Origin of the sequence: Streptomyces sp. MA5143a (genome assembly GCF_900290235.1) — a bacterium.
Classification (GTDB): domain Bacteria; phylum Actinomycetota; class Actinomycetes; order Streptomycetales; family Streptomycetaceae; genus Streptomyces.
The window spans coordinates 37,818-54,261 of sequence record NZ_OLMK01000030.1 but is presented as its reverse complement, the minus strand read 5'-3'; the positions used below and the strand labels follow the sequence as shown (position 1 = coordinate 54,261).

The 16,444-nt window shown below is 72.8% G+C and carries 13 protein-coding genes; 8 read left to right on the top strand and 5 right to left on the bottom strand.

The window, feature by feature from the left end:
- Window positions 1–232 precede the first annotated feature (232 nt).
- The 4 genes from SMA5143A_RS15515 to SMA5143A_RS15500 all read left to right on the top strand — a co-directional run bounded on the left by SMA5143A_RS15515 (window position 233) and on the right by SMA5143A_RS15500 (window position 4,870).
- A complete protein-coding gene (locus tag SMA5143A_RS15515) occupies window positions 233–862 on the top strand; it encodes an RNA polymerase sigma factor (RefSeq protein WP_181361868.1) in 630 nt (209 codons plus the stop codon).
- Window positions 863–1,659: 797 nt separating this feature from the next.
- The gene (locus tag SMA5143A_RS15510) at window positions 1,660–2,571 is read left to right on the top strand and encodes a hypothetical protein (protein ID WP_107463507.1); all 912 of its coding nucleotides are present in this window, start codon (window positions 1,660–1,662) and stop codon (window positions 2,569–2,571) included.
- 374 nt (window positions 2,572–2,945) lie between these two features.
- A complete protein-coding gene (locus SMA5143A_RS15505) occupies window positions 2,946–3,632 on the top strand; it encodes an RNA polymerase sigma factor (RefSeq protein ID WP_107463506.1) in 687 nt (228 codons plus the stop codon).
- Entirely contained in the window at window positions 3,632–4,870 is a 1,239-nt protein-coding gene (locus SMA5143A_RS15500; protein ID WP_107463505.1) for a hypothetical protein, read from the top strand. The genes SMA5143A_RS15505 and SMA5143A_RS15500 overlap by 1 nt, the downstream gene beginning before the upstream one ends.
- A 310-nt stretch (window positions 4,871–5,180) precedes the next feature.
- Here the strand turns inward: SMA5143A_RS15500 and SMA5143A_RS15495 are convergent, their stop codons facing one another.
- A complete protein-coding gene (locus SMA5143A_RS15495; protein WP_258193541.1) occupies window positions 5,181–6,083 on the bottom strand; it encodes a L,D-transpeptidase family protein in 903 nt (300 codons plus the stop codon).
- A 255-nt stretch (window positions 6,084–6,338) separates the two neighbouring features.
- On the opposite strand from SMA5143A_RS15495, the gene SMA5143A_RS15490 reads away from it, so the two are divergent.
- Together SMA5143A_RS15490 and leuE are read left to right on the top strand one after the other, a co-directional pair.
- Window positions 6,339–7,919 carry an acyl-CoA mutase large subunit family protein gene (locus tag SMA5143A_RS15490; RefSeq protein ID WP_055540561.1) on the top strand — a complete coding sequence of 527 codons (1,581 nt, stop codon included), beginning with the start codon at window positions 6,339–6,341 and terminating at the stop codon, window positions 7,917–7,919.
- A 68-nt stretch (window positions 7,920–7,987) separates the two neighbouring features.
- On the top strand, window positions 7,988–8,644 hold the full coding sequence (leuE, locus tag SMA5143A_RS15485) for a leucine efflux protein LeuE (protein ID WP_107463503.1): 657 nt from the start codon (window positions 7,988–7,990) through the stop codon (window positions 8,642–8,644).
- 156 nt (window positions 8,645–8,800) lie between these two features.
- Here leuE and SMA5143A_RS15480 read toward each other — a convergent pair whose 3' ends face one another.
- The 4 genes from SMA5143A_RS15480 to SMA5143A_RS15465 all read right to left on the bottom strand — a co-directional run bounded on the left by SMA5143A_RS15480 (window position 8,801) and on the right by SMA5143A_RS15465 (window position 13,415).
- Window positions 8,801–9,739 carry a class I SAM-dependent methyltransferase gene (locus SMA5143A_RS15480; protein WP_107463502.1) on the bottom strand — a complete coding sequence of 313 codons (939 nt, stop codon included), beginning with the start codon at window positions 9,737–9,739 and terminating at the stop codon, window positions 8,801–8,803.
- Between the two features lie 166 nt (window positions 9,740–9,905).
- Entirely contained in the window at window positions 9,906–11,099 is a 1,194-nt protein-coding gene (locus SMA5143A_RS15475; protein WP_181361867.1) for an acyltransferase family protein, read from the bottom strand.
- Between the two features lie 7 nt (window positions 11,100–11,106).
- Window positions 11,107–12,441: an alpha-2,8-polysialyltransferase family protein gene (locus SMA5143A_RS15470; protein WP_107463501.1), complete on the bottom strand. Its 1,335-nt coding sequence runs from the start codon at window positions 12,439–12,441 to the stop codon at window positions 11,107–11,109.
- Entirely contained in the window at window positions 12,438–13,415 is a 978-nt protein-coding gene (locus tag SMA5143A_RS15465) for a glycosyltransferase family 2 protein (RefSeq protein ID WP_107463500.1), read from the bottom strand. The genes SMA5143A_RS15470 and SMA5143A_RS15465 overlap by 4 nt, the downstream gene beginning before the upstream one ends.
- A 198-nt stretch (window positions 13,416–13,613) precedes the next feature.
- Between SMA5143A_RS15465 and SMA5143A_RS15460 the strand changes: the two genes are divergently transcribed.
- A complete protein-coding gene (locus SMA5143A_RS15460; RefSeq protein WP_107463499.1) occupies window positions 13,614–14,945 on the top strand; it encodes a DUF6716 putative glycosyltransferase in 1,332 nt (443 codons plus the stop codon).
- 35 nt (window positions 14,946–14,980) lie between these two features.
- The gene (locus SMA5143A_RS15455) at window positions 14,981–16,438 is read left to right on the top strand and encodes an N-acylneuraminate cytidylyltransferase (RefSeq protein WP_107463498.1); all 1,458 of its coding nucleotides are present in this window, start codon (window positions 14,981–14,983) and stop codon (window positions 16,436–16,438) included.
- The last annotated feature ends 6 nt before the right edge of the window (window positions 16,439–16,444 follow it).

The following is a 16,444-nucleotide window of genomic DNA, read 5'->3' as shown; positions in this document are numbered from 1 at the left end:
CCTTCTATTCAGAGCACAAGCCGCCGCGAACATCACCATCGGGCGGCACGCGTGTGACCCAAGTCATGCGAACGACCGAAGGTCCCCCTGACGGGTGATCCCCGGCGGATCCGTCCGGCGCTCTGTGACACTTCCGCGGGGCGTGACGCAGATGACCGTGGGGCCCGGTGACGATCCCGAGGGGGTCGGGGGCGGGTCCCGGACCGCGACGTCGTACGGACTAGGACAGCTCTTGGGCCAGGGAGGCGAACCTCGCCGCGTGCAGGCGTTCGACGGGGAACTGGGCGTGGCCGTCGCGCGGGCACAGGAGGGCGACGAGGCCGCGTTCGCGGTGGCGTACCGGCTGGTGCAGCCGGGGCTCCTCGGGTATCTGCGCGGCATCGTCGGGGACGACGCGGAGGACGTCGCCTCGGACGCCTGGCTGGAGATCGCGCGGGACCTCGGGCGGTTCAAGGGGGACGGGGCCGGGTTCCGCGGCTGGACCGCCACCATCGCCCGGCACCGCGCCCTCGACCATCTGCGGCGCCAGAAGGTCAGGCCCCGGGGGACCGCCCTGGAGAACGACCTGCTGGAGCTGCCCGGCGTCCTCGACACCCATGACCAGGCACTGGAGTCGCTCTCCACCGTCCAGGCCCTCGCGCTCGTCGCGCGGCTGCCCCGTGACCAGGCGGAGGCGGTGCTGCTGCGGGTGGTCGTCGGCCTCGACGGCCCCGCCGCGGCTCGTGTCCTCGGCAAACGCCCCGGCGCGGTGCGCACCGCCACGCACCGGGGGCTGAAGCGGCTGGCCCAGCTGCTCCGCGCGGAGGGTGTGGTGGAGGGTGTGACGGAAGACGGCGCCAGGACGCTGGGGGAGTCGGGATGAACGGCAGCGGCGGCCGCCGCCGCGGCCACGGCAGCGACGGGCGGCACGGCGACAGCGAAGGGCGCGCGATGCCGTCGGGCAGGGCGGAGTCGGACATGGGCGAACGACGACACGGCGAGGCAGGCCACGACGGCCGCCCCGCCCGAGACGACGCCCCGGCTCCCGCCCCGGAGAGGCCGACCGACTCACCCTCCGACAGCGCCGGCCGCCCCGCTGCCGACCGCGCGGACACTGCCGGTGGCCCCGGCGTCGACCGTGCGAACACTGCCGGTGGCCCCGCTGTCGACCGTGCGGACACTGCTGGTGGCCCCGCTGTCGGCCGTGCGGACACTGCCGGTCGCCCCGGCGGCGAACGTGCCGACACTGCCGGTCGCCCCGGCGTCGACCGTGCGGACACTGTTGGTGGCCCCGCTGTCGGCCGTGCGGACACTGCCGGTCGTCCCGCTGTCGGCCCTGCGGACACTGCCGGTCGCCCCGGCGGCGAACGTGCCGACACTGCCGGTCGCCCCGGCGGCGAACGTGCCGACACTGCCGGTCGCCCCGGCGTCGACCGTGCGGACACTGCTGGTGGCCCCGCTGTCGGCCGTGCGGACACTGCCGGTCGTCCCGCTGTCGGCCGTGCGGACTCTGCCGGTCGCCCCGGCGTCGGCCGTGCGGACACTGCTGGTGGCCCCGCTGTCGGCCGTGCGGACACTGCCGGTCGTCCCGCTGTCGACCGCGCCGACACTGCCGGTCGCCCCGGCGTCGACCTCTCCTCCGAGCTCACCGATTCCGGTGCCTGTTCCGGTGGCGCCGACGTGGGCTGCTCCGACGTCGGCCGCATCAACGATCTCGGCCGCCCCGCTGCCGGCCTTTCCGACCTCAACCTGCCCCTGGCCGACGCCTCCTCCGTCGATCTCCTGCTCGCCGTCGCCGTGCGGGGGCGGCCCCAGGTGGACAGCGCGGGGGAGGCGCGGGCCCTGGCGGCGTTCCGGGCGGCGCGGGAGCAGGGGCCGCGGACCGCGCGGACCCGGCGGCGGGACGACTGGCGCCCGAACCCGCGGCGCCGGGTGCAGCTGTCCGTCCGCACCACCCTGGCCGTGCTGCTGTCCAGCCTCACCCTCGGCGGTGTCGCCTTCGCGGCGATCGGCTCGGCCACCCGCGACGACGCCGCCGGGCCGGGGCGCGGGGAGGACGGTCGTACGGGGACCGCGCGCAGCGCCCCCGCCGCACCCGGCCCCTCCGGAACGCCGGGCGCCGGTTCCCCGACGGGCGACCGGCCCGCGAGCGCGCGGGACACCGAGGCCCACTGCCGGGCGTACGAGGAGAAGGCCGAGGGGCGGGGCAGGGCCCTGGACGCCACCGCCTGGCGTCGGCTGACCGACGCGGCCGGCGGTACGGAGAAGGTCGCCGCGTACTGCGCCGCCAGGCTCGGCGACGCCGACGACGCCGGGGACCGGAAGCAGCGGGCCGCGGACGCCGCCGGGAAGCGGAACGGGACCGGGCGGTCCACGGGGGCCGACGCCGGGCGGAAGTCCGACGACGCGGGCGTACCGGCCGGCGCCGCCACCGGGAAACCGGACGAGGCGGGCCGGCAGGGCCGGGCGGGCCAGGGGGAGCGGAAGGACCTGGGGAGTCAGGCGGACCAGGGTGGCCGGGAAGGCGAGCCGAAGGACGCGGACGCGCCCGGCCGGGGCGACGCGGCGGACAAGGCCCCGGGAACGAAGTAAGGCCGGCGTGCTCGCGAGACCCCCGTACTCGCAAGACACCCGGCCGACTCCGCCGATGGCAACGGCCGGGGCCGCCACCCCCCACAGGAGAGGCCCCGACCGTCGCGCGGCACGGGCCGCGCGGCGACCCGTACTACCTACAGCGCCGCGCCCCCGATTTGTGTCACACCCCACCGGATCACGAGTTAGTTGCATGTTCTACGGACATGGACGGGCAGCGGTTTCAGGCCGTAACGTGCCATTCGCGCCGGATCGCGGAGGACGACCACAGCTCTGACCGCCGGTGAGGTTGAGACCGCAACCATTGATCGGAACCACGACGGAGAGAACCCGGGCCGCGAGAGCGGCGCCGGCTCAGGCGCAAGAGGGGCGCGGTGCTGGGGGACGACGCGGAGCTGACCGCCGCGGTACTTGCGGCACAGGACGGGGACGAGACCGCGTTCCGGACTGTGTACCGCGCCGTGCATCCACGGCTGCTCGGGTACGTACGGACGCTCGTCGGTGATCCGGACGCGGAGGACGTCACCTCCGAGGCGTGGCTCCAGATAGCCCGCGATCTGGAGCGGTTCACCGGTGACGCCGACCGGTTCCGCGGCTGGGCCGCCCGGATCGCCCGCAACCGTGCCCTGGACCACATACGCATGCGTGGCCGCCGCCCCGCGATAGGCGGCGACGAGACCGAGTTGACCGGCCGGGCGGCCGAGTCCGACACGGCGGGCGAGGCGATGGAGGCACTCGCCACCGGCCACACCCTGTCCCTCATAGCCCAGTTGCCCCAGGACCAGGCCGAGGCCGTGGTGCTGCGGGTGGTGGTCGGCCTCGACGCCAAGACGGCCGCCGACACGCTCGGCAAGCGCGCGGGCGCCGTCCGGACGGCCGCGCACCGGGGCCTGAAACGGCTCGCGGAGCTGATCGGGGAGAATCCGGAGAGGCCCGCGGAGGCCGATCCGGAATCCGGCGACTCGCTGGACGCGGTGCCCCCACCAAGAGAACCGCGTACCCGCGCGGCTACGTCCGCCGGTGTGACGCATATGCGTTCGCGGACGCAGAAGGACATGTGATGGCCGACGAGCAGTACAAGTGGCTGAACCGCGATGTGGCGGAGCGGCTGCTGCGTGGCGAGCCGCTCGACGCCGTCGACCCCGACACCCGCCCCCGGGCCGACCGGCTCGCCGAGACGCTCGGCGCACTGGCCGCCGAAGCCGCCCCCCAGCCCGCGCCGGGCTCCGAACTCCCGGGTGAGGAAGCCGCGTTGGCCGCCTTCCGCACCGCCAGGACCGCCCGCGCCGGGCAGCGGGACGAGGCCGCCGCGCCCGCCGGGGGCAGCCGTACCCATACGTCGGCGCCGGTCGCCGACGCCGGGCTCGTCCGTCTCGGGCGGCCCGCCCCGGACGGCCGGCGGGCCCGCTGGGGCCGGCCCGTGCGGTTCGGGCTGGTCGCGTCGCTGGCCGGCGGGATGTTCGGCGGGGCCGTCCTGGCGGCGGGCAGCGGTGTCCTGGTGGGCTCCATCGGGGGCGAGAAACCGGAACGTCCCGTCTCCGTCTCCCCTCCCGCCGAGTCGCCGGACCAGTCGGTGATGTCGCCGCCGCCGCGCGAGGCCCTGCCCCAGGGCGACACCGGCGGCGGGACGCGGGGCGAACCCACACCGCGCGGTGACGGCTCGGGCGGCAACACCCCCGGCAGCGGGGATTCCGGTGGCGGGACCGGCGACGACACCTCGGACGACCGCGGGCGGAACCAGGGCGGCCTCACCCCGGAGTGGTGGAACAGCGTCCTCTCCGCGTGCCGCGACGTCCGCAACGGCAAGGACCTGGACGACGACCGCCGGCGCAGCCTGGAGGACGCGTCCGGCGGCAAGGGCGGCGGCCGGCAGAAGAAGTACTGCGACGGCCTCCTCACGGGCGGCGGCAGGAACCTCGGCGACGGCAAGGGCCGGGGCGCCGGGGGTGCGACGGGTTCCGCCGGTTCCTCCGGCACCGGGTCCAAGGACCGCTCCGGGCTCGACCCCGACGAGGACGACGACTCCGACCGCGGCCGGGGCAACGGGCACGGCAACGGCAACGGCAAGAGCCACGGCCGGGGCGGCGGCAAGGGCAAGGGCTACGGCCGGGGCAACGGCAACAACCACGGCGGCAAGAACCACGGCGGCAAGGGCGGCGGTCACGGCAAGGGTGGCAAGGGCGGCGGCCATGGCTCCGGTCAGGGCGGCAACCAGCACCGGGGCCAGGGCGGCGCGGCGGCGATGATCGCCGTCGACCTGCGCACGAGCCCGGCCGACGCACCCTCTCGCCGCGTCTGACCTGCGGTTTCCCGCCCGTTCAGAAATTCCTTCCCGTAACGGGTAACACTTTCGGCCGCCCCGCCGCAGTAATGAGTGAGCCGACTGGTCATCGGCCGTCGCACAGAGCCGGGGTTCCCCCCGTACCTACGGCTCGTGCACCCAGGCGCGGGCGGGACACGTTCCCCCGGTCCCGCCCGCGCCCCAATCCCCCGTGGTCACCCCGTACTCCCAGCGACGCTCCCGGCGCCCTGCCGCTATGCGTCCTGTGACGCACATCACTTCGTAACGGGCGGCCTCCCCGGTGTCCGGCCCGTCGACACCCGGCCCCTCACCAAGAGACGACCACCTTGTCGCCATTCCTGACCTGCGCGAACAGCCGTGCGATCGCCGCCTCGTCGCGGACGTTGACGCAGCCGTGCGAGGCGCCGTCGTAGCCGCGGGCCGCGAAGTCGGACGAGTAGTGGACGGCCTGGCCGCCGCTGAAGAACATCGCGTACGGCATCGCCGTGTCGTACAGGGTCGACCAGTGGTCGCGGGACTTGAAGTAGACGCTGAAGACGCCTTCGCGGGTGGGCGTGTACTGCGAGCCGAACCGCACCTCGACCGTCGTCAGCGTGGTGCCGTTCACCATCCAGCGCAGGGTGCGGCTCGTCTTGCTGATGCACAGCACCCGGCCGGTGAGGCAGCGTGGGTCCGGCTCCGCCGCCGGCTGGCCCCCGAACGCGTACAGCTCCCACTTGCCCGGCTCCCGTGTCATCCTCACCAGCCGTGCCCATGTGACGGTGTCCGTCCGCCCCGTCCGCGGCAGCCCCCGCTTGCCCTGGAAGCCCTTCACGGCCTGGACGGTCAGCTCGTCGTACGTGCCCGTCGGCCCGACGTGCAGCCACGCGACCTGCCGGAGGCGCGCCTGGAGTTCGCGCACCTCGAACCCCTCGTCGCCACGGGACCACAGGACCTTCGCCGGGGCCGCGGGGGCGGGGTCGTCGTGGGGTGGCCCGGTCGTCGGGGCGGCCCCGCCGCCGGACCCCTGCCCGCCTGGCCCGCCGCCCTTCTCGTCGCCGTCGCCGTCGCCGCCCGCCGTGTCGCCGTCGTCCTTCAGGGGGCCGTCGCCCGGCGTGGCCGTCCCGTCGACGCGGACCGGCTGCCGCTGGTCGCCTTCCACCCGCACCACCGGGCCCGTACAGCCGCCGACCACCACGATCACCGCGAGCGCGGCCGCAGATCTCCGCATGTCCCTGGTACGCATCCGGCTCCCCGACGTCTCATGGCCGCGGTCTCGTGGGCGCGCGGGCCCGGCCGTCCTCCCGGCCGGGTCTGCCGAAAGGTTGCCCGGGCGTGACCCGTCGCGAACAACGGGGCATGGTTGTGAGCAAGGTCCCAGCAAGTGCCCCTCCACCGGGAGCACGGCCGCCGCTACAGTCCGTCGCGAGGGTCGTCTGTACTAGCGAGTAACCACCGAGTAACAAGCAACGCGGAGGCACACACCATGGCGCGCGAGTCGGAGTCCGGACTGCCCATCGAGCCGGTGTACGGACCGGACGCCCTCGACGGCTGGGATCCGGCGGACAAGCTGGGTGCCCCCGGGAAGTACCCCTTCACCCGTGGTGTGTACCCGTCCATGTACACGGGGCGGCCGTGGACGATGCGGCAGTACGCCGGTTTCGGCACGGCGGTGGAGTCCAACGCCCGCTACAAGCAGCTCATCGCCAACGGCACGATGGGTCTGTCCGTCGCGTTCGACCTGCCGACCCAGATGGGCCACGACTCCGACGCGCCGATCGCGCACGGCGAGGTCGGCAAGGTGGGTGTGGCGATCGACTCGATCGACGACATGCGGGTCCTGTTCGGCGGGATCCCGCTGGACAAGGTCTCCACGTCGATGACGATCAACGCCCCCGCCTCGCTGCTGCTCCTGCTGTACCAACTCGTCGCCGAGGAGCAGGGCGTCAGCGCCGACCAGCTGACCGGCACGATCCAGAACGACGTGCTGAAGGAGTACATCGCCCGCGGCACGTACATCTTCCCGCCCAAGCCCTCGCTGCGGCTGATCGCGGACATCTTCAAGTACTGCAAGGCCGAGATCCCGAAGTGGAACACCATCTCGATCTCCGGCTACCACATGGCCGAGGCCGGTGCCTCGCCCGCGCAGGAGATCGCGTTCACCCTCGCCGACGGCATCGAGTACGTGCGCACGGCGGTCGCGGCCGGCATGGACGTCGACGACTTCGCACCCCGGCTGTCGTTCTTCTTCGTCGCCCGGACGACGATCCTGGAGGAGGTCGCCAAGTTCCGTGCCGCGCGCCGGATCTGGGCGCGGGTGATGAAGGACGAGTTCGGGGCGAAGAACCCCAAGTCGCTGATGCTGCGCTTCCACACGCAGACCGCGGGCGTCCAGCTGACCGCCCAGCAGCCCGAGGTGAACCTCGTCCGGGTGGCGGTCCAGGGCCTGGCCGCGGTGCTGGGCGGCACGCAGTCGCTGCACACCAACTCCTTCGACGAGGCCATCGCGCTGCCCACCGACAAGTCGGCCCGCCTGGCCCTGCGCACCCAGCAGGTCCTCGCCTACGAGACGGACGTGACCGCCACCGTCGACCCCTTCGCGGGCTCCTACGTCATCGAGAAGATGACCGACGACGTCGAGGCCGCCGCGGTCGAGCTGATGCGGAAGGTCGAGGACCTCGGCGGCGCGGTCTCCGCGATCGAGCACGGCTTCCAGAAGAACGAGATCGAGCGCAGCGCCTACCGGATCGCCCAGGAGACCGACTCCGGTGAGCGCGTCGTCGTCGGCGTCAACCGCTTCCAGCTCGACGAGGAGGAGCCCTACGAGCCGCTGCGCGTCGACCCCGCCATCGAGGCCCAGCAGGCGCAGCGCCTCGCGAAGCTGCGCGCCGAGCGGGACCAGACGGCCGTCGACAGCGCCCTCGCCGACCTGAAGAAGGCCGCCGAGGGCACCGACAACGTCCTCTACCCGATGCGGGAGGCGCTCAAGGCCCGCGCCACGGTGGGCGAGGTCTGCAACGCGCTCCGCGACGTGTGGGGCACGTACGTGCCGTCGGACGCCTTCTGACGGTTCGCCGTCCGGAGCCGTCCGAACTCGGGGGCGGATTGTCGTACCCCCGTGCCAGAATGCGGCCCATGTTCGGAGTCGTCGACCTTCCCACCTATCTGGCGGGCCTCGTCCTGATCGTCCTGCTGCCCGGCCCCAACTCCCTGTACGTGCTGTCCGTCGCCGCCCGGCGGGGGATACGGACGGGGTACCGGGCCGCTGCGGGCGTGTGGTGCGGGGACGCCGTGCTCATGACCCTGTCGGCGGCGGGGGTGGCCTCGCTGTTGCAGGCCAACGCCGTGCTGTTCGGGATCGTGAAGTACGCGGGCGCCGGCTATCTGACCTGGCTCGCGGTCGGCATGCTGCGGGCCGCGTGGGGCATGTGGCGCAGCCGCCGGCAGACGGTGGCCGAGGCGGCGGCGGGCGGGGAGGTCGTGGAAGGAGAGCGGCCGTTCCGGCGGGCGCTGGTCATCAGCCTGCTCAATCCCAAAGCGATCCTGTTCTTCGTCGCCTTCTTCGTGCAGTTCGTGGACCCGGCGTACGCCTACCCCGCTCTCTCCTTCGTGGTGCTCGGCGCCTTCGCCCAGCTCGCGAGCGTGCTGTATCTGACCGCGCTGATATTCGGCGGGACCAAGCTGGCCGCCGCGTTCCGCCGCCGCAAGCGGCTGTCGGCCGGGGCGACCTCGGCGGCGGGCGCGCTGTTCCTCGGCTTCGCCGTCAAGCTGTCACTGGCGAGCGGCGCCTAGCGGGTCAGAACGGCGAGCGGCGCCCGGCAGGTCGGAGCGGCGAGCAGCGCCCAGCAGGTCACGGTGTCCGGGGTCCGGCAGGTCACGGCGTGCCCTGGGCGAGGCCCACGCGGGTCGCGTAGCGGCGCAGGTCGCTCGTCAAAAGAGCACCGCCCCCTACCTCCCCGGCCTCCTCCCTGCCCGCGCCTTCCGGATCGCCCTGGTCACCACCGGCGGCAGCAGGTCAACGGCCAGCCGACGGGCCCCGCTCAGCGGCGGCCGGGACCGAGGCCGCGACCGCACGGCGGCGACCGGCGACCCGGTCGAACCGGTCGGCGGCGGCCCCGGCTCCACCCAGTGACGGGACTTGGGAAAGTCCGGCGCCTTCATGCCCTTGGACTTGAGCCGGATCACCCGGTGCCCGGCGGCCCGCTGATTACTGAGGTGGCAGTCGTCGCGACCGGCGACCATCTCCAGCAGCGCCTCCTGGAGCGGCTCGGGGTCGCCCCAGGTGCCGTAGAGCTTCTGGGTGCTCAGACAGACGGGGTTGAGGCCCCGGTTGAGCACGGCCTCCCACGCGGCGATCGACACACCGGGCGTGTGCTCGGAGCGGAAGTCGTCGAGGACGACGACGCCGCCGGGGAGCAGGATGTCGCGGGCGGCGGTGATGTCGCCCTGGACGTGCTCGTAGAGGTGGGACGCGTCGATGTGCACGAAACGGCACGAGCGCGGCTTCACCTCACCGGGGACGATCGAGCTGGGGCCCTGCAGGACCCGGGGCGGGTCGTCGTGGAAGGCGAGGTAGTTCGCCTCGAAGGCCCGCCGGGTCAGGGTGCTGCGGTACGACTTGGTGGCTTCCGCCGCGTTGGCGTCGTCGGGGGCGTCGCTCTCGAAGAGGTCGCAGACCGTGTAGGACTCGCCCTCCTGGAGGTGTCGGCCGAGGAAGATGGCGCTCTTGCCCATGTAGACGCCGACCTCCAGGAGGTCGCCCCGCTCACCGGCGGCCTCCTGTCGGTCGAGGAACCAGTTGAAGAGGAGCTGGTCGAGCACCGGGAACCAGCCGGGTACGTCGTCGAGTTCACGGGGTAGCCGGATCGTGCCTTGTTCAGAGGTCATGTCAGAGGTCATGAGGACGGAAGACTCTCTTGCGTCGACGAGGCGAACAGGCGAACGGGCCAGGAACCTACGAGAAGCCCCCGACCCGGTCAAGGATGCTGCGGAGCCTCTCCGCGGAGCCCGTTTCGAACCCCTGACCTGGGTGAACACTGGGACAATTCCCAGTTCAACGACGGCGTCCCCGAAGTGACGCGCGCAGCCGCGGTTGCAGCGGCCGTTCGACCCCGTGGTGCAGTACCCACGCGAGCAGCAGCATCAGCGCCACGGTGAGCGCGAGCGTCAGGGAGGACGGCAGCCCGAGGCCCTGGTGCAGCGCCTGCACCACCGGCCAGCCGACGTGCTCGTGGACCAGGTAGAAGGGATACGTCAGCGCGCCGGCCGTGGTCAGCCAGCGCCAGTTCACCCGGTCGAGGAAGCCCAGCGCGACCGCTCCGACGGCCACGAAACCGACGACGACGGCGAGGGCGATGGCCGGCTGGGGGCGGTAGGAGAAGAACGCGTCGTTCGGGGCGTGCCACATGTCCCGGACCGTGTGGTACTGGCTCAGCAGCAGACTGAACCCCACGATCAGCCAGGCGGCGGTGTCCCGGCGGTCCCGGTGCACCAGGTAGAGGCCGATGCCGCCGATGAACAGCGACGCGTACTCCGGCATCAGCACCAGTTGCAGGAACGGTTCCCTTGATGCCTCGGCCAGGGTCGCGGCCAGCGTCCAGCCGCCGCAGAACCAGATGACCCGTCTCCGGGTCACCCCGGGCAGGACGACGCACAGCGCGAACAGGACGTAGAAGCGGACCTCCGCCCACAGCGTCCAGCACACCCCGAGGACGCGGTCCGCGCCCAGCGGCATCTGGAGCATGGTCAGATTGACCAGGAACTCGCTGGCCGACACCCGTGCGAACGCGATCCCCGGCAGGGCCAGGACCGCCGCGACGAGGACGACCGCCGCCCAGTACGCCGGCAGCAGCCGGGCCGCGCGGGACGCGAGGAACGACTGGACCGAACGCCCCCAGCCGCTCGCGCAGATGACGAACCCGCTGATCACGAAGAAGGCCTGGACGCCCGCCCAGCCGTACGCGAACCAGCCGTGCGCGGTCGGGAACTGCACGGCGGGCGAGGTCCCCCACGCCTTCCCGATCTCCCCGTCGCGGCCTCCGTAGTGGTAGGCCGCGACCGAGAGGGCGGCGAGGAGCCGCAGCCCGTCGAGGGCGTACAGCCGGGGCGCGGCGCGGGCCCCGCCGCGTGCGGCCAAGGCCCCCGGGGCCGCGGCGGGGGTGGGGCGAGAGGTGGTGTCCGGGGTGGTGCTCGGGGTGGTGCCCGCCTCCGGTGAGAGCGTCGGAAGCGTCGTGCTCTTCGCGGTCACGCCGCGCTCACCCCAGGGTCGCTCGCTTGAGGGACCTGGCCCGGCGCGCGACTCTTCGTACGGTCGCGTTGCGCGGGATGAACGCGAGCTGGACCGGGATACCGCCGGGCAGTCCCAGCGAGGTGAGCCGGCGGCGCTTGAAGTACCGCAGGGTGTGCGTGCTCAGATGCCTCGCCAGATACGACTCGGCCTCCGTGCGTAGCGACGGGTAGATCTTGGACTGCATGGCGTACCCCACCGCGCGCACCAGCCGGTTGAGGTCGGCCACGCTCATCCCCGGCTTCCGCGCCTCCACCGCCGCCCGGTCGCCCAGGTCCGGCAGCAGCGCGTCCACGACGGTGACCGGCACCCGGTTGCTGTTCTCGTACGGCGCGAGCCGCTCCAGCAGGGTCCCGGTGCCCACCCGGGCCACGGGCAGCTCGTACAGCGCGGAGGCGGTGAGCAGGGCCGTGGAGAAGCAGCCGACCACCAGCGCCGGACGCATCCGCTGGTAGAGCACCTCGGCGAGGACGGGCGTGTCGAGCACCGTGAGGTCGGCGCCGAGCCGCTCGGCCTCCTTCTCCAGCCCGCGCGACCAGCGCGCCGGGGCGCTGGGGTGCGGCTTGAACACCACCCGGGTGTGCCCGAGCGCCACCGCGCCCTTCAGCATCCGGACGTGGAGGTCCTCCTCCTCTTCGGAAGTGAGGATGCCGAGCGCGGAGAGGTACTGGCCGAGCAGCAGCGCCGGTTCCTCGACGGCGGGCAGCGCGTCACCGGTGTCGACCAGCTCGGCGAGGACCTTCACGAAGGCGTCCGTCGGCACGATCTCCGCCGGGACCCCGAACTCGGTGAGCAGCAGCGGTTCCAGACCCGGCACCAGGTCCAGGTGGAGGAGCCGGTCGATCCGGGTGCCGACCAGCGGGTCGATCTTGTTGCGGGTGGGGCCGTAGCTCATCAGGCCGTCGGCGTACACGGTGACGGGCGCGCCGGTGAAGATCTGGGTGAAGCCGAGCGCCGGGTGGACCTGGATGGACTCCACCGCCAGCTCGACGTCGTCGTCGCCGAGTCCCCACAGCAGCCGCAGGTGCCGTTCCCACAGGGGCACGTCGTCCATGCGGGGGGACCAGCCGCCGGGGTGGAACGGGGAGATGGTCTCGTTCCAGGAGATGACGTCGTCGAAGCGGGTCCGGAGCCGCTCGAAGCCGGGCATCTCGTCCAGGGCGGGGGCCGTCTCCGGCGTCGCCGCGTTGTTGGAGATCAGCAGGATGCGCCGGTCCGCGGGGCGGAAGCACTCGGTGTCCAGCGCGGCGGCCAGGGTGGCCGTGCCGTACAGCGTGGACGCCATGAAGATCTGCGTGGTCACGCGGCGGCCCCCGTCGCGGCGGGACGGCGGCGCAGCCGGCGCAGCCGCGAGGCGCGCTGGATGTCCATGGAGTCGAGCGCCTCGTCCAGCACGTCCTGCGGCATTCGGCGCAACGCGACCGCGCTCATCGACTTGAGTTTCCGTGCCACCGCCGGCTCGAACCTTTCGATGGATCCCAAATGGTGGGAGATAATCGCGCAATATGTGCGCACGGCTTTGGGGAGGAGTTTGTCCGCGTCCCGGTCCTGCGCTGTTTCCGCGATGACCTGGTCGAATGCGCGAATGAAATCGAGCTGGCGTACGTCACCGATCTGGGTCAGCGAAGAGGCGACCCCGCGCCGGTAGAACACGCCCAGCAGCCCCACCGTCGCGAAGGATTCCGCCTCCCGGTGCAGCTTCCAGATCCAGGGCCGGTCCTCCGCCGTGCGCAGCCCGTGGGTGAAGTGCAGCAGCCCCCGCTCGACCAGCCGACGGTGGTAGACGCCGGCCCACGCGTACGCGTAGTCGACGGAGGTGGAGCGGTCCGCCGGCAGGATCGCGTCACGCGGGTCCATCACCACGCCCCGCCGCCCGTTGGGCACCCGGTGGACCGAACGGGCCCGCGCGGTGCACTGGACATGGTCCGTGCGGACGAAGTCGCACCCCAACTCCTCGATCGCGGAGACGAGTTGGGGGTAGTAACCGGGGGCGAGCCAGTCGTCCCCGTCGAGGAACGTCAGGTACTCGCCACGGGCCTTGTCGATGCCCGTGTTGCGCGCGGTCGCCAGTCCTCCGTTCTGCTCGTGTCTGACATACACGGCGCCCGGCAGCTCGCGCTCCGCGCGCGCGAGGATGTCCGGTGTCTCGTCGCGCGAGCAGTCGTCGACGAGAATGAATTCGAAGTCCTCACGCGCGTTGGCTCTGAGGCTCTTCAGGGTGTCGGGCGCGTATTGCTGCACGTTGTAGAACGGCACGATGACGGAGAGCTTGACCACCCCTGTGACGTTAGGCGGCCCTCCGGCATTCGTCTTGACCACCCGCTTGATGTCAGGTGAACGACGCGTGGCGGTACCGTGAACCAGGCGCATTTCCCGGTGTTCCACGGCCCGATTCGCCATTCGTCGACGCGCTGTTAACCCTTTGTTGCATTCGGGTTGGGCCGATCAACGGAATCCCTTCCTAGCGTCTTCGACGTGCCAGCAAGTGCTACGAACAGCCTGCGAGTCGCCGTTCTCGCCGATTCCGACACCCGGTGGAAATGGGGTGCGCTCACCGCGAGCCGCCTCGCCCCCGAGGGCGCGGACATCCGCCTGGACGGCTTCCTCCTGCGCGGCCGTGCCACCCCCACCGCCCGCCAGCTCCAGGAGGTCGGGGTCCGCCCCGACTCCCTGCGCGAGGTGACGGGCGTCGAGTTCCTGCGCGCCCTGGGTACGCCGGAGGCGGCCGAGTCGTACGACGTCCTCGTGCTCGCCCTCGTGGGCGGCGGCGTCCAGGCGATGCTGCACGGACTGCGGCACGCCTGGGGCGCCCGGAGCAGGCGGCCCGTGGTCGTCACCGGCTATGTCGGTGTCGTCTACGAGAAGCTCGCCGACGGTCTGCTGCTGCGGCACGGCGCGGACCTCGTCCTCGCCAACTCCCGCCAGGACGCGGAGCGTTTCCGCGCCGTGTACGAAGGGGTCGGCGCCGACGTCGGCTCGGTCACCGAGGTCGCGCTGCCCTTCCTCGGCGGCACGCCGTACGAGGGCGCCGCCGAGCAGGGGGGCCGGCCCTACACGGTCGTCTTCGCCGTCCAGCCGTCCGTCCCGGACAACCGCAAGGACCGTACGTACCTGCTGAACCGGCTCATCCAGCACGCCCGGCTGCACCCGGACCGCGAGGTCCTGCTGAAACTGCGTTCCAAGCCGGGCGAGCACACCACGCACATCGAGGAACTGCCCTACCAGAAGCTGGCGCAGAAGACCGATCTGCCGTCCAACTTCCGCCTGGTCTACGGGCACATGGGCGAGGTCCTCGACACCACCGACCTGCTCGTCACCGTCAGCTCCACGGCCGCCCTGGAGTCGCTGCACCGCCGGATCCCCACCGCGGTCCTCACCGACCTCGGGATCCGGGAGGCGCTCGGCAACCACCACTTCGTGGGCTCCGGATGCCTGGCCTCCTGGGACCAGCTGGACTCCGGGCATGAGCCGGCGCCCGACCCCGCGTGGGTGGCCCGGCAGGGCGTGGGGGCGGACGGTTCGTACGCCGCCGCCTTCGACGCCGCCCGCGACCGCATCACCAAGCTGATCGCCGCCGAACTCCCGCCCCTCACGCCGTACTACACCCCCGTCACCGCGCCCGGCTATCTGCCCGGCATCCTCGCCCGCCACCACCTCGGCCCCGACGGCAGCCCGCTGCCGGGGGCGCCCGCCGCCGACCGGCAGGCAGGGCCCGTACGGCAGATCGTGCGCCGGGCGGCGCGCGGCGCCTACCGGCACGGGGTGCAGCGCGTGGCACCCGTCATCCGGCGGATGGGGGAGCTGTGAGCCGCCACCCGTCGCCCTCGCAAGGAGCTCCACTGATGTCCCACCCGGAAGCGGACCGAGCGGCCTCCGTCCGCCGCGTCCTCGCCGTCATCCCCGCCCGCGGCGGCTCCAAGGGCGTCCCCGCGAAGAACCTCGCCCCCGTCGGCGGGGTGCCGCTGGTGGCCCGCGCGGTGCGTGAGTGCAGGGCCGCCCGGCTGGTGACCGAGGTCGTGGTCTCCACCGACGACCACGCCATCGCCGCCGCCGCCCGCGAGTCCGGCGCCGAGGTCGTCCTGCGGCCCGCCGCCATCGCCGGCGACACCGCCACCTCCGAGGCCGCCGTCCTGCACGCCCTCGACGCCCACGAGGCGCTCCACGGCGCCGCCGTCGACGTGGTCCTCCTCGTCCAGTGCACCAGCCCGTTCATCCTCCGCGAGGACATCGACGGCGTGGCCCGCGCCGTGGTGGAACACGGCGCCGACACGGCCCTGACGGTCGCCCCCTTCCACGGCTTCATCTGGCGGGACACGGCGGACGAGTTCGCCGACGGCGACGACGCGAACCGCGTGGGCGCCGCGGCGGTCGGCGGCACGGTGGCGCGCGGCGCGATGGCGCGCGGCGCGATGGCGCGCGGCGCGATGGTGCACGGCGCGCCCACGACGCTCGCCGACGGCACGCGCAACGGAGCCGACGCCGCCCACGCCGCCACCGGGCTCGGCGTGGCACCGGCGGGCGACGGCCCCGCCGACCCCGGCCCGACCGCCGGCGGCTACGGCGTCAACCACGACAAGTCGTTCCGCCCCCGCCGCCAGGACCGCCCCCAGGACCTGCTGGAGACCGGTGCCGCGTACGCCATGGACGCCGCCGGACTGCGCAAGCACCAGCACCGCTTCTTCGGCCGTACGGAACTCGTCCGCACCGACCCCGCCCGGGTCCTGGAGATCGACGACCCGCACGACCTCGCCCGCGCCCAGGCCCTCGCGCCGCTCTTCGACGCGAACCGGCCCGGCGCCCTCCCCACCTACGACGACATCGACGCCGTAGTCCTCGACTTCGACGGCACCCAGACCGATGACCGGGTGCTGATCGACTCCGACGGACGGGAGTTCGTCTCCGTGCACCGCGGCGACGGACTCGGCATCGCGGCCCTCCGCAGGAGCGGCCTGAAGATGCTGGTCCTGTCCACGGAACAGAACCCGGTCGTGGCCGCCCGGGCCCGGAAGCTCAAGATCCCGGTGCTCCACGGCATCGACCGGAAGGACCTCGCCCTGAAGCAGTGGTGCGAGGAACAGGGCATCGCGCCCGAGCGCGTGCTCTACGTCGGCAACGACGTCAACGACCTCCCGTGCTTCGCCCTCGTGGGCTGGCCCGTGGCGGTCGGCAGCGCCCACGACGTGGTGCGCGGCGCCGCACGCGCGGTCACCACCGTCCCCGGTGGTGAAGGCGCGATCCGAGAGATCGCCGGCTGGATCCTCGGTCCCTCTCTCGACTCTCTCGACCCCCTCGACAAGTAAGGAACG